Origin of the sequence: Sphingomonas sp. PP-CE-1G-424 (genome assembly GCF_004341085.1) — a bacterium.
Taxonomy (GTDB): domain Bacteria; phylum Pseudomonadota; class Alphaproteobacteria; order Sphingomonadales; family Sphingomonadaceae; genus Sphingomonas.
On sequence record NZ_SLXW01000002.1, the window covers coordinates 917,590 to 930,455 of the forward strand.

Here is a 12,866-nt window from a genome sequence, read left to right on the forward strand (position 1 = left end):
CAATATATTTCTGAGCAAGCCATGCGGTAAAAGACTGTCGATCGGTCGCCGACATGGCACGGAGGATGGACGATCATGGCGATGCCGATACAACCGACACACGCACGACCTGCCGGGCAGGCTACCGCGCAGGCCGCGGGAGCGGGGGCGCAGGGCGCGGGGCCGAGTTATCGCTCGGCGCTGACGTTGCTCGCCAGCCTGTTCTTCATGTGGGGCTTCATCACGGTCATCAACAACACGCTGCTGCCGCACCTGCGCAGCGTGTTCGACCTGAGCTATACGCAGACCACGCTGATCGAGAGCGTCTGGTTCATCGCCTATTTCTTCGCGTCGATCCCGTCGGCCAAGCTGATCGAGCGGATCGGCTATCAGAAGTCGATGGTGTTCGGCCTCGCGCTGATGGCGGGCGGTGCGCTGTTGATGGTGCCGGCCGCGCGGATCCCGTCCTATGGCGTTACCCTCGTTGCTTTGTTCATCATCGCCAGCGGGATCACGCTGCTGCAGGTCGCCGCCAACCCCTATGTCGCGGTCGTCGGTCCGCCCGAGACCGCGTCGTCGCGGTTGAACCTGGTGCAGGCGTTCAACTCGGCGGGTGCGACGCTGGCACCGCTGTTCGGCGGCTATCTCATCCTCGGCCGTTCCACATCGGGCACGGCTGCGGCCGGATCGACCACGACGCTGACCGCCGCCGAGCGACTCGCGGATGCGCAGTCGGTGGTGTTGCCGTATCTGATCGTCGCGGGCTTCCTCGTCGTGCTCGCGGTGGTGATCGCGCGGTTCCCGTTGCCGGCGATGGGATCGTCGACGCAGCGCTCCGCCAAGGAGGCGCGCAAGGGCCTGTCGCTGTGGTCGCACCGCAACCTGGTGTTCGGCATCCCGGCGATCTTCATCTACCTGATCGCCGAGATCGGCGTCGCCAACCTGTTCATCAACTTCGTCAGCCAGCCGCAGATCGGCAATCTGAGCCACGAACAGGCGTCGCATTACCTGTTCATCCTGTGGGGCGGAATGATGGTCGGCCGACTCGTCGGCAGCTATGTCATGCGCACGGTGCCCGCCGAACGCGTGCTCGCGATCGCCAGCATCGGCGCGTGCGTCGTCATGCTGATCGCCACCTTCACCACCGGCCATGTCGCGATGTGGGCGCTGATCTCGGTCGGGCTGTTCCACTCGATCATGTTCCCGACAATCTTCACGCTCGGCATCAAGGGCCTGGGACCGCTGACCGAGGAGGGCTCGGGGCTGTTGATCATGGCGATCGCCGGCGGTGCGCTGGTGATCGTGCAGGGCTGGCTGGCGGACACTTACGGCCTGCAGTCGTCGTTCCTACTGACCGCGGCGTGCGAACTCTATGTGCTGTTCTACGCGGTATGGGGCTCCAAGGTCACCGATCCGCTGCCCGATCAGACCGTCGCATAATCGGCCGCATGACGACGCGGGCAGGGGGTACCGTTGCTCGCCGTCATGTCGGACTATTCTGCCGGATGCACTTATACGATATATACGCCTCGATCGTGCTTCCGGCTGGTCGAGGCGTTGGTGTATCTGACGACGAAATCGCGCCCTGGGTCGGTGCAATCCGTAACCGCCGGGTCCGTTAGGAGAGAATGATGACGTTACGTTTGCTGCAGCATGTCGGCGTCGATGGGACGCGCTCGGTAATCGCCGCGACCGCCGACGGGGCGGCTATCGTGAAGGGCGTCGACAGCGTCCGCGCGCTGGCCACCAAGGCGATCGCCGACGGCAGCGACCTCGCGGCGGCCGTGGCATCGTGCGGTACCGGTGCGACCATCGACATCGTGGCCGAACTGGCGGCTGGACGGATCATGTCGCCAATCGACCATGTCGATCCGGCGCATCTGATCATGACCGGCACCGGCCTGACGCATCTCGGCTCGGCCGAGGGGCGCGACAAGATGCACCGCGCGGCGGCGGACGCGGTCAAGCAGACCGATTCGATGCGAATGTTCCTGGAAGGCGTCGAGGGCGGCAAGCCTGCACCCGGCCAGCGTGGCCAGCAGCCCGAATGGTTCTACAAGGGCGACGGCTCGGGGTTGGTCGCGCCGGGGGCCGCGCTGACGATGCCCGACTTCGCCGAGGATGGCGGTGAGGAGCCCGAGCTTGCCGGGATCTACCTGATCGGTCCCGACGGTACGCCGTTCCGGCTCGGGCTGTGCCTCGCCAACGAGTTCAGCGACCATGTGACCGAGCGGCACAATTATCTGTGGCTCGCGCATTCGAAGCTGCGGCAGGCGTCGCTCGGGCCCGAACTGCTGGTCGGCACGCCGCCCGAGCATATCGAGGGCGCGAGCCGCATCCACCGCGACGGCGCGCTGCTGTGGGAAAAGCCGTTCCTGTCGGGCGAGGCGAACATGTCGCACACGATCGCCAACCTTGAGGCGCATCATTTCAAATACGACCTGTTCCGCCGTCCCGGCGACGTCCACGTCCATTTCTTCGGCACCGCGACGCTGTCGTTCGCGGACGGCGTGACGACGCGCGAGGGCGACGTCTTCGAGATCGAGGCGGCACCGTTCACGCTGCCGCTGCGCAACACGCTGACCAAGGCCGCCGCACGGTCGCTGTCGGTCGTCACTCTCTAAGCTGCGTCCCACTACCCACGCTACGGTGCCCGGCTGACCGCGCATCGTAGCGTCAGTCGCGCATGTGGCTTTGCGTGGCCCGTGGATCGGTCTTGTCTGGCGGATCGACAGTCATGGGACAACGAGTGCGTCGGATGGCCGTCACGCGCCGCGCACGTAGCGTCCTGACGCGTTCGAGACGGTTGCGCCACACGAGTGGGCCATACACCATTGCCGGTATTTTCGCATATTGCGAGGCCGTGGAATCCTATTGCCTCGCGCTCGGCGCAGGCATGCTCTCGCCCGACCGATAGCGACGGCTGGAAATTCGTATCACCGGTAATAACGGCACAGCACAACATGTATGTGCTTGTTATGGCTTGCGTTATCAGGTTTGGGCGAATATTGCGCCGACCAGTTAAAAACGAAGAACTACTTGGCATAAAAATTGGAGGCGACGGTTCGGCATGCTTTGCCGGTTCGTCCGGCAGGAGACAATCCGGCGCGTTTCATCGTGCGATCGGTGATGATTTCGGCTGTCGGCGGAACGCGTCGTCTGCAGGTGCGAACCTTCCGTCAGGATCGGGCTTCGAACACATTTTGCGGCGATCGAAAAGACCCGGTTGCAGCCGAACACAGGACAGGCAGGCCATCGTGCCAAGGACGAGAGAGGCTGGGCATGCAGAACATTGACAAGGCGACTGTCGAGGGATTCGGCGAGGAGTGGGCGGCGTTCGATCAGACGGCCATGTCGCACGAGGAATGGCAGCACCATTTCGATGGCTATTTCTCGCTGCTCGACTTTTCGCGTCTGCCTGCGAAGGCCGAGGGCTTCGATCTCGGGTGCGGCTCGGGCCGATGGGCGGCCGGAGTCGTGCCCAAAGTCGGTAAGCTGCACTGCATCGACCCCGCCGCCGCCGCGCTCGACGTCGCCCGGCGCCGCCTGAAAGACAGCACGAACTTCCAGTTCCATCTCGCGGATGCTGCAGCCATACCGCTCGCCGACGGGAGCCAGGATTTCGGGTACTCGCTGGGCGTGCTTCACCATATTCCCGATACGGCACAGGCCCTGAGGGACGCGGTTACCAAGCTGAAGCCCGGAGCGCCTTTCCTCACCTATTTATACTACGCGTTCGATCAGCGACCCGCATGGTTCCGCGCGACCTGGAAAGCGTCGGATACGGTCCGGCGCGGCATATCGAAGCTTCCGATCGGTCCGCGCAAAGCCATCACCTCGATGATCGCCGCCACCGTGTATTGGCCTGCCGCAAAAGTCGCGACCGTCGTCGACCGTCTGGGCGGGAACGTCGATGCGATTCCGCTGAGTTCCTATCGAAAATACAGCTTCTATACCATGCGGACCGACGCGCTCGATCGCTTCGGAACGCGACTGGAGCAGCGATTCTCCAAGGCCCAGATCCAGGCGATGATGGAGGCCGCCGGCCTGGAAGATGTACGGTTCCGTGACGGCGTGCCGTACTGGGTAGCGATCGGTACCAAGAAGCACGTGTGACTAGCGCCGTCGTGAGCATGGACGATTATTCTCGCCGACCGTGTCGTCGTATCCGCGAACTCATTACGCATGCTCGTCATGGGTGCGTAGGGCGGCGGCAAGAGCGCTCTTGCCGCCGCCCAGAGGATCGGGGCGCGACGAGGGACGTCTAACTGTACGTTTCGGCTGGAGGTGCACGGCATCCGCAGGAAAATTGGTAAGCCCGCCGACTACATCATCGATCCAATTAGCCCCAGCGGGAAGCGCTGACGAAACTGCGCCGATCAGGACGTGCGGGAATTCCGTTTGCCTGCCCCGGTCAGCCGCTTTGGTAAACGCAGATTTTTCGCCGCCGGTTCGGGTGAGCATCGCCGCATTACCGTGCCCTAACCATTACCGTACCCCTTACGTGGGGGTATTGCCGCCGCTGTTGATGAGAATACCCCCAAAGGTTACCCCATCTATGGCAAGCTTGCTGGTTCCGGCGTGAGACAAAGACAGCAGCCGCAAGGAGGCGACACGAGCGCCTATATCATAGCGTGTGCAGCGCGGGATTGGAGTTGGTGGGCCCGGCAGGAATCGAACCCGCAACCTAGCCGTTATGAGCGGCCAGCTCTAACCGTTGAGCTACAGGCCCCACCGGTGCCTGCGTTAGCGCAAGCGTCCAGCCCGCAAAAGAGCGCAAAGCAACAGACACAAAGAAAAAGGGCGCTCCCGAAGGAACGCCCTTTCCGACACCAAAACTCTATCGAGCGCGAACGCCCGACAGGGTCTTAGTTCATGTTGTCGGTCTTTGCGTCGGCAGCGTCACGCACGTTGTCGGCCGCAGCGTTCATGTTGTCGGCTGCGTTCTCGAGAACGTCGGTTGCGACGCCGTTCGAGGTGTTGTCCGCCATGGCGTCCATGTTGTCAGCCTGCATTTCCATGTTGTCAGCCAGCATGTCCGCGTTGTTCTCAACGGCGGCGGCTTCTGGCGACTTGCTGCAGGCTGCGACGGACATCAGGCCGGCGGCAGCAGCGATCAGAACGATCTTCTTCATTCGAATGCTCCCAAGCATAGTTTCACTCGCGGCCGACCCGATTGCCGTCGCGAAGTCACGTCAAATAGCGGACCCCGGCGGGGGGTCAATCCGCTAAATTCATCTCTCCGCAAGGTTTGCGGCAGAACGATGACGTTTCGGTTGCAGCGACTGATCACTTTCCGGGCACGATCGGGCCGATTTCCTCGGGCGCATTGGCCACCGTCGCGATCATCGCGGTCCACGCCGCGACGTTCTGGCGAAGCTGTTCGGGGTCGATCCGCTCCAGCGTATCTTCGGGCGTGTGGTGGTAATCGAAATAGCGCTGACCCGACTGGTTGAGGTCGATCCCGGCCACCCCGGTCGCGATCGTCGGGCCGACATCGGTGCCGCCATGCGGAGCATCGGCCCCGCGGATGATCCCGAGCGGGGCGAGTGCGACGGCCAGGCGATCCTCGATGGGCTTGGCGGCGGGCGGCAGGCTGCTTTCGAACCGCCAGACGCGATCGGCGCCGAAATCCGATTCGGCGGCGGTCGCATGGCGCTCGCCCGCATGTGCCTTGGCGTAGGCGAGCCCGCCGAAGCCGCCGCTCTCCTCGTCGCCGAACCAGACGACGCGGATCGTCCGACGTGGGCGCTCGCCGCCGTCCATCACGATCTTGGCGGCCGCCGCGGTGATCGCGATGCCCGCGCCGTCGTCGATCGCACCGGTGCCGAGATCCCAGCTGTCGAGATGGCCCCCGACGAGGACGATCCCTGCCTTGGAATCGGTGCCGGGAACTTCGGCGACGACGTTGCCCGACTCGCGCATGCCGACCTGGTGATCGTCGAGGATCAGCCGCATCGTCACCGGCTTGCCGAGCTTGATCATCCGTTCGAGGTTCGCCGCGTCGGAGACCGACAGCGCCGCCGCCGGGATCGGGGTGACGCCGGGTTCGAAATTGGTCGTGCCGGCATGCGGCCCGCGGCCCTGGTCGGTGCCGATCGAGCGGATCACGATCGCCGCCGCGCCCTTCTTGGCCGCGACATTGGGACCGATGAACCGCGCGGTGCCCTGGCTGCCGTAGCTCGACCCGTCCTGAGTCGGCTGCATCGAATTCGAGACGAAGGCGATCCGGCCCTTCAGGCTACCCTCTGGCGCCAGCGCAAGATCGTTGTAGCTCGCGAAATACGTCACCGGCAGCGTCAGCCCGGCGGGCGGCGTCGCGCCCGAATTGCCGAGCCCGACCAGCCGCAGCTTCTGCGGGTAGGGCGAGACGATCTCGGCACTTTCGGCGCCACGCTGCCAGATTGGCAGCTGGTAGGTCTCGATCCGCACGTTCTTGAACCCGAGCGCCTTCAGCTTGGCGACCGACCAGACGCGCGCACGCGCTTCCGCCTCGGTGCCGGTCATCCGCGGGCCAACCTCGGTCGTGATCCCCTCGACGATCTTGTACGCGGTGTCGTCGGTCAGCGCCTGGTCGCGCAGCGCGGCGACCTTCGCGTCGACCGCGGTCGCAGGCGCAGCGGCGCGCTGCGCCACGACGGGAACGGCGGTGATGACGGCACAGGCCGCCAGAAATGGTGCGATACGCGTCATCGGCTATTCCCCTTGGTGTCGACCCACCGTTAGGTCCGAGCGCGCGCGTTGCCAACCTTCGCGCCTGCCCTTACATGCGCAGATCAATCCCGCCCTCACGAACACCCGAACGGAGACCCCCGTGGCCGGCCAATATGCCTATGTCATGAAGGACATGACGAAGACCTTCCCCGGCGCGCCCAAGCCGGTGCTGTCGAACATCAACCTGCAATTCTATCATGGCGCCAAGATCGGCATCGTCGGCCCCAACGGTGCGGGCAAGTCGACGCTGATCAAGATCATGGCCGGCATCGACAAGGATTATACCGGCGAGGCATGGCCGGGCGAGAACGTCACGGTCGGCTATCTGGAGCAGGAGCCGCAGCTCGACGCCTCGAAGACCGTGCTGGAGAACGTCAAGGACGGCGCGCGCGGCGTTGCGGACATGGTCGACCGTTTCAACGCGATTTCGGCCGAGATGGGCGATCCCCAGGACGACACCGACTTCGACGCGCTGCTCGAAGAGATGGGCACGCTCCAGGAAAAGATCGACGCGGTCGACGGCTGGACGCTCGACAACCAGCTCGAGGTCGCGATGGAAGCGCTTCGCTGCCCGCCGGGCGACTGGCCGGTCGACAAGCTGTCGGGTGGTGAGAAGCGCCGCGTCGCGCTGACCCGCCTGCTGATCCAGAAGCCGGGTATCCTTCTGCTTGACGAGCCCACCAACCATCTCGATGCGGAGAGCGTCCAGTGGCTGGAGAATCATCTGAAGGATTACGCGGGCGCGGTGCTGATGATCACCCATGACCGCTATTTCCTCGACAACGTCGTTGGCTGGGTGCTCGAACTCGATCGCGGCAAGTATTTCCCGTATGAGGGCAATTACTCGACGTATCTCGAGAAGAAGGCCAAGCGCCTTGAGCAGGAGGATCGTGAGGAGTCCGGTCGTCAGACCGCGATCAAGAACGAGCTCGAATGGATTCGTCAGGGTGCCAAGGCGCGCCAGACCAAGTCCAAGGCGCGTATCGCCAACTTCGAACGCCTCGTCTCCGCACAGGAGAACCGCTCGCCGGGCAAGGCGCAGATCGTCATCCAGGTGCCCGAGCGTCTCGGCGGCAAGGTCATCGAGCTCGAGAACGTTTCCAAGGCTTACGGCGACAAGCTGCTGTTCGAGAACCTCTCGTTCACGCTGCCCGCGGGAGGTATCGTTGGCGTCATCGGTCCCAACGGCGCCGGCAAGTCGACGCTGTTCAAGCTGATCACTGGGCAGGAGACGCCGGACAGCGGCACGATCGACAAGGGTTCGACCGTGCGGCTCGGCTATGTCGACCAGAGCCGCGATCATCTCGACGACAAGAAGAACGTCTGGGAGGAGATTTCCGACGGCCTCGACTCGATGAAGGTCAACGGGTTCGACCAGTCGACGCGCGCCTATGTCGGCGCGTTCAACTTCAAGGGCCAGGACCAGCAGAAGAACGTCGGCAAGCTGTCGGGCGGCGAGCGCAACCGCGTCAACATCGCCAAGATGTTGAAGCGCGGCGGCAACGTGCTGCTACTCGACGAACCGACCAACGATCTCGATGTCGAGACCCTGGGCGCGCTCGAGGAAGCGATCGAGAACTTCGCCGGGTGCGCGGTGGTGATCAGCCACGACCGCTTCTTCCTGGATCGTCTCGCCACGCACATCCTGGCGTTCGAGGGCAACAGCCATGTCGAATGGTTCGAAGGCAATTTCGAATCCTACGAAGAGGACAAGCGCCGCCGTCTGGGCGATGCGGCGGATCGTCCGACCGCGCTGTCCTACAAGAAGCTGACTCGCTGATCATGGCGGGCTGAGAGGTCTCGACGAGGAACTGGCGGCTCACAAATACTCGCATGTCGAGCGTGAGCGGCGGTTCCTCGTCGATCCTCTGAAGCGGCCATCGCTGTACGGTTGCCGGTCGATCCTGATCGAGGATCTCTACATCACGGATACGCGGTGCCGGCTGCGGCGGATGACCGACAGTGTCGGCGGGCGCGTGGTGCTCAAGCTGTCGAAGAAATACGATGTCCCCGATCCGCTCACGCGGCCGCTGGTGACGACGTATCTGACGCCGGAGGAAGACGCGCTGTTTGCGGCGCTGCCTGGGCACTGGCTCCGCAAGCAGCGGCATGCGGTTTCGAGCGCTTCGGGCGAGTTCGGGATCGATTTGTTCGAAGGGGCGCTCGCCGGGCTTGAGCTAGCCGAGATAGAGCAGCCGGACGCTGCGTCGCTAGCGGCCGTGCAGCCACCCGAATGGGCTCGGTCCGAGGTTGCGTATCATCCTGACTTTAAGGGCGGCACGTTGGCGTTGCTCGATCGATCAAGCGCACAGCTATTCGTCCACCAAGCGATGAGCTGATTAAAGCGTCGCGGTGTCGACTGTCAGGTTCGGGATGGTCGTCGACTCTATGCCCGCATCGAAGGGCGCGTCGCGCGATTGGGTGAAGCGATCGCCGACCGGCGCCCACATCTCATGGATCACGCGGGCACGGACGTTGACGACCCAATATTCGGCGATGCCTTCGCGCGCATAGATCTTGCGCTTTCGGCCAAGGTCGTTGCGCAGTGTCGTGTCGGCAACCTCGATCACTATTGCTAGCGATGCGAGCGGGATCAGGCCTTCGCCCTCCGGCTCTGCGGTCACGGCGATATCCGGTTCCGGCACGTTGTACGGCGGCATCGAAACCGACCCCTCGACCAGCGCCTCCAGACTTCCACCGAGGTCGCGCAACGCTGCTGCAACAAGGAGGTACAGCCGCGACTTGATCCGCGCGTGCGGCCGGTGCTGCGAATTCATGTAGACGATTTCCCCGTCCAGCAACTCGGTCTTGCCATACGCCTCGAACGCGCCGGCGGCGTCGAGCATCAGATAGTCCTCGACCCGAAGCTTTACGGGGAGCGGCACGGTGGTAAGAGGCACCATCTCGGTCATCGCGCGAGCCTAGCATGATCGGCAAGCGTCCCCAAGACGCGTGAAACAGAGCGGAGTATACATTGCCTATCGTCGAACCTTCTCCCGGCGGGGATAGTCCTCCGGGTGCGGGCGAGCTTGAGTATCGCCTGCGTCAGCAATCGATCCTGGCCGATTTCGGGATCGAGGCTCTGCGCGCGCGGGATCTGCAGCCGATGTTGCAGCGTGCGACCGAGTTGTGCGGCGAGGGGATGCGCTCGAAATACTGCAAGTTTCTCGAATATCGCCCCGAGCAGGATACGCTGCTGGTGCGTGCCGGCATCGGTTGGGAGCCGGGCGTGGTCGGGTCTACCGAGATGCGCACCGATCTCGGCTCGCCCGCGGGGTTTGCGCTGGAGACGGGTCTGCCGGTGATTTCGAACCACCTCGAGAACGAGCAGCGGTTCCGGACGCCCGAGTTCATGGCACGGCACAATATCCGGCGCGCGATCAACGTGCTGGTGGAGACGTCGGGCAAGCGCTTCGGCGTGCTCGAGGTCGACAGCCCCGATGAAGGGCAGTTCGAGCCGGCGGACTTTGCGTTCATGCAGGGCTTCGCCAACCTCATCGGCGTCGCGATCGAGCGGCAGCAGGCGGAGCAGCGGCTGAGCGAGGCGATGGAGCATCAGGAGCTTCTCACGCGGGAGGCTAGCCACCGGGTCAAGAACAGCCTCGCTTTGGTCTCGGCGATGCTCAATCTCCAGATGCAGGAGGACGACGATCCGCGAATCCGGCGGCTGCTGGGTGACGCGCAGGCGAGGATCACCGCGATCGCGCAGACGCACGACCAGTTGTGGCGAGGCGATCAGGTGGGGATCGTCGCGCTCAACGATCTGGTTTGCGGGATCGCGACCGGGCTGGGCGAGCAGTCGCCCAACCACCAGATCGAGTGCGATATCGAGGCGATCCTGATCAGTGCGGACGTGGCGATCCCAATGGGGTTGCTCGTCACCGAACTGGTCACCAACGCGATCAAATATGCCTATGGCGACGACGGCGGCGTGATCCTGGTCACGGTGCGGAGCGCCGAGGGGCGGATCGTGCTGACCGTGTCGGACGAGGGCGATGGGTTGCCGGCGGACTTCGACCTGAAGACGGCGTCGCGCAAGAGTCTCGGGATGCGGATGATCGGCAGTCTCGCGCGGCAGTTGCGTGGGGCGGTGACGATCGAGAACGCTGCGGTCGGGACGTGCGCGACACTGGACTTGCCCGACCCTCGGGTCGAGGAAGCCTCGGCGTCCTGACGACATCCCGTCATCCTTACGAAAGTCGGGATCCAGAGCTCAAAGGGCACCACTCGTAACTCTGGATCCTGACTTTCGTCAGGATGACGGGTTTTATCGTTCTCCTGCGAACGCAGGAGTCCAGGGTAATGAAGCGTGACGATCGCAACCCTGGGCTCCTGCTTGCGCAGGAGAACGGCGGCTTAAGCCGCTACGGCATCCGCCTTGGTCGCCATCCAAGCTTCGGCCTTGGCCAGCGCGGGGGCGTCGTCGACGTCGATCCAGTCGATGTCGCTGCAATCCACGATCCGGGCGAGGCCCTGTGCGGCCAGCAGGCGGACGCCCTCCGTCAAAGACGGGCTTGCCAAGGTGGAGAGCGCGTCCGACAGCGCAGGGCCGATCGCGAACACGCCGGTGTCGTAGCAGTCGTGTGGTTCGAGGCCCTTGCCGATCGCGACGATGCGGTCGCCTTCGGTCGCGACGCAGGTGACGTCGTCGGGGTCGACCCAGTCATGCCCGAGGCGCCGGTCGATGCCGAGCCGGAGCCCGCCGCCAGCGCCGGCCTTCGCCATGCGCGCATAAAGTTCGGGACTGACGAGGTGGTCGCACATCGCGAGGATTGCTTCGCTACCGGCCAGCGCATCGCGCGCTGCCAATACCGAGACGCCGTTGGGTTCGCGGTGATCCGCCAGAACCGTCTCGACGGCCAGCGGCCAGCGACGGCTCGCGAGATACGCTTCGATCGCCTCACGCCCGTAGCTCACCGTCACGATCGCCCGCGCAAAGCCAGCCTCGGCCAGTCCTTCGAGCGCGTGAGCAATCAACGGCCGCCCCGCAACCGAGCAGAGCGGCTTGTACGGGGCGGACGAACGAAGGCGGCTGCCTTCCCCGGCGGCGAGGATGACAGCCGTCTCGATCATGTCAGGCGGCCTTGATGAACCGCTCGACTTCGATCTGCGCGAGATCGTCGGTCATCTGCGTGCGCGGGTGCTTGCAGAAATAGGCCGAGGCTGGGTCGATCACGCCGGCGATGCCGCGATCCTTGGCGATCTTGGCGCAGCGGATCATGTCGATCGCGACACCCGCCGAGTTGGGGCTGTCCTCGACCGAGAGACGCAGCTCGATGTTCATCGGCACGCCGCCGAACAGCTGGCCTTCCATGCGCAGGAAGCAGACCTTGTTGTCGTTCTGCCAGGGCACGTAATCCGACGGACCGATATGGACGTTGTCGTCGTCCATCCGCTCGGCCGCGACCGACTGGACGGCTTCGGTCTTCGAGATCTTCTTCGACTCGAGACGGCGATGGTTCGACATGTTGAGGAAGTCGGTGTTGCCGCCGGTGTTGAGCTGGTACGTACGATCCAGCTTCACGCCGCGCTTGGCGAACAGGTCGGTCAGCACGCGGTGGACGATCGTCGCGCCGAGCTGCGCCTTTATGTCGTCGCCGATGATCGCGACGCCGGCGTCCTCGAACTTCTTCGCCCAGACCGGGTTCGAGGCGATGAAGACGGGGATGTTGTTGACGAACGCAACGCCGGCTTCGATCGCGCATTCGGCGTAGAATTCGGTGGCTTCCTGCGAACCGACCGGCAAATAGTTCATCAGCACGTCGGCGCCCGATGCCTTCAGCTCGGCGATGACCTCTTCACGCGTCGGCTCGGCTGCGTCGGAGACGAGGAACGTGCGGTCGTCCTTGAAGTCGGCCATGTGGTCGGCGACGCCGTCCAGCTTCTTCCCCATCTTCACGATCGTGCCGGTATTGCCGACGTTCGGTGCGAACACCGCGGTGCAATTCGGCTTGGCGAAGATCGCCTCGGCGACGTCCTTGCCGACCTTGCGGCGATCGACGTCCCAGGCCGCAACGACCTTGATGTCGCTCGGCTTGTAGCCGCCCATGTCGAAATGCATCAGGCCAACCTGGTCGTTTGCCCCCTCGCGATAATGCTCGAGGCCCTGGACGAGCGAGCTCGCGCAGTTGCCGATGCCGACCACGGCGATCCGAATGCTATTCATTACTGAC

At 64.0% G+C, this 12,866-nt stretch carries 11 protein-coding genes and 1 tRNA gene; 6 read left to right on the forward strand and 6 right to left on the reverse strand.

Translation table 11 applies throughout. The annotated features are described in order from the left end of the window. Positions 1-75: 75 nt before the first annotated feature. The 3 genes from C8J43_RS09360 to C8J43_RS09370 all read left to right on the forward strand — a co-directional run bounded on the left by C8J43_RS09360 (position 76) and on the right by C8J43_RS09370 (position 4,095). Positions 76-1,419 carry a sugar MFS transporter gene (locus C8J43_RS09360; protein WP_133030621.1) on the forward strand — a complete coding sequence of 448 codons (1,344 nt, stop codon included), beginning with the start codon at positions 76-78 and terminating at the stop codon, positions 1,417-1,419. Between the two features lie 191 nt (positions 1,420-1,610). After that, positions 1,611-2,603 (forward strand): AraD1 family protein, encoded by a 993-nt coding sequence (gene araD1 / locus C8J43_RS09365; protein WP_133030622.1) that lies wholly within the window; start codon positions 1,611-1,613, stop codon positions 2,601-2,603. A gap of 427 nt (positions 2,604-3,030) precedes the next feature. Further along, positions 3,031-4,095, forward strand: coding sequence for a class I SAM-dependent methyltransferase (locus C8J43_RS09370; RefSeq protein WP_207893350.1), 1,065 nt, complete (start codon positions 3,031-3,033; stop codon positions 4,093-4,095). A 540-nt stretch (positions 4,096-4,635) separates the two neighbouring features. On the opposite strand, the gene C8J43_RS09375 is transcribed toward C8J43_RS09370, so the two are convergent. From C8J43_RS09375 to C8J43_RS09385, 3 genes are all read right to left on the reverse strand, one after another. After that, a tRNA-Ile gene (locus tag C8J43_RS09375) sits at positions 4,636-4,711 on the reverse strand. Between the two features lie 136 nt (positions 4,712-4,847). Then, a complete protein-coding gene (locus C8J43_RS09380) occupies positions 4,848-5,114 on the reverse strand; it encodes a hypothetical protein (protein ID WP_056050797.1) in 267 nt (88 codons plus the stop codon). Between the two features lie 154 nt (positions 5,115-5,268). Continuing rightward, entirely contained in the window at positions 5,269-6,672 is a 1,404-nt protein-coding gene (locus tag C8J43_RS09385; RefSeq protein WP_133030623.1) for a M20/M25/M40 family metallo-hydrolase, read from the reverse strand. Positions 6,673-6,793: 121 nt separating this feature from the next. On the opposite strand from C8J43_RS09385, the gene ettA reads away from it, so the two are divergent. Beyond that, entirely contained in the window at positions 6,794-8,473 is a 1,680-nt protein-coding gene (ettA, locus tag C8J43_RS09390) for an energy-dependent translational throttle protein EttA (protein WP_056050793.1), read from the forward strand. Between the two features lie 172 nt (positions 8,474-8,645). Next, positions 8,646-9,032: a hypothetical protein gene (locus C8J43_RS09395; protein WP_243645484.1), complete on the forward strand. Its 387-nt coding sequence runs from the start codon at positions 8,646-8,648 to the stop codon at positions 9,030-9,032. Here the strand turns inward: C8J43_RS09395 and C8J43_RS09400 are convergent, their stop codons facing one another. After that, positions 9,033-9,605, reverse strand: coding sequence for a Uma2 family endonuclease (locus C8J43_RS09400; protein WP_133030625.1), 573 nt, complete (start codon positions 9,603-9,605; stop codon positions 9,033-9,035). It abuts the gene before it with no gap. Between the two features lie 62 nt (positions 9,606-9,667). Between C8J43_RS09400 and C8J43_RS09405 the strand changes: the two genes are divergently transcribed. Beyond that, the gene (locus C8J43_RS09405; RefSeq protein ID WP_243645485.1) at positions 9,668-10,867 is read left to right on the forward strand and encodes a histidine kinase dimerization/phosphoacceptor domain -containing protein; all 1,200 of its coding nucleotides are present in this window, start codon (positions 9,668-9,670) and stop codon (positions 10,865-10,867) included. A 182-nt stretch (positions 10,868-11,049) separates the two neighbouring features. Here the strand turns inward: C8J43_RS09405 and C8J43_RS09410 are convergent, their stop codons facing one another. Further along, positions 11,050-11,766: an NTP transferase domain-containing protein gene (locus C8J43_RS09410; protein WP_133030626.1), complete on the reverse strand. Its 717-nt coding sequence runs from the start codon at positions 11,764-11,766 to the stop codon at positions 11,050-11,052. A gap of 1 nt (position 11,767) precedes the next feature. Then, positions 11,768-12,859, reverse strand: a complete 1,092-nt coding sequence (locus tag C8J43_RS09415) for an inositol-3-phosphate synthase (RefSeq protein WP_056050788.1) — start codon at positions 12,857-12,859, stop codon at positions 11,768-11,770. Between the last annotated feature and the right edge of the window lie 7 nt (positions 12,860-12,866).

Excerpts from the sequence above, each read along its gene's own strand:
- C8J43_RS09360 (WP_133030621.1), top strand. The coding sequence starts at position 76 with ATGGCGATGCCGATACAACCGACACACGCACGACCTGCCGGGCAGGCT.
- araD1 (WP_133030622.1), top strand. The coding sequence starts at position 1,611 with ATGACGTTACGTTTGCTGCAGCATGTCGGCGTCGATGGGACGCGCTCG.
- C8J43_RS09380 (WP_056050797.1), bottom strand. The coding sequence starts at position 5,114 with ATGAAGAAGATCGTTCTGATCGCTGCTGCCGCCGGCCTGATGTCCGTC.
- C8J43_RS09385 (WP_133030623.1), bottom strand. The coding sequence starts at position 6,672 with ATGACGCGTATCGCACCATTTCTGGCGGCCTGTGCCGTCATCACCGCC.
- C8J43_RS09395 (WP_243645484.1), top strand. The coding sequence starts at position 8,646 with ATGACCGACAGTGTCGGCGGGCGCGTGGTGCTCAAGCTGTCGAAGAAA.
- C8J43_RS09400 (WP_133030625.1), bottom strand. The coding sequence starts at position 9,605 with ATGACCGAGATGGTGCCTCTTACCACCGTGCCGCTCCCCGTAAAGCTT.
- C8J43_RS09410 (WP_133030626.1), bottom strand. The coding sequence starts at position 11,766 with ATGATCGAGACGGCTGTCATCCTCGCCGCCGGGGAAGGCAGCCGCCTT.
- C8J43_RS09415 (WP_056050788.1), bottom strand. The coding sequence starts at position 12,859 with ATGAATAGCATTCGGATCGCCGTGGTCGGCATCGGCAACTGCGCGAGC.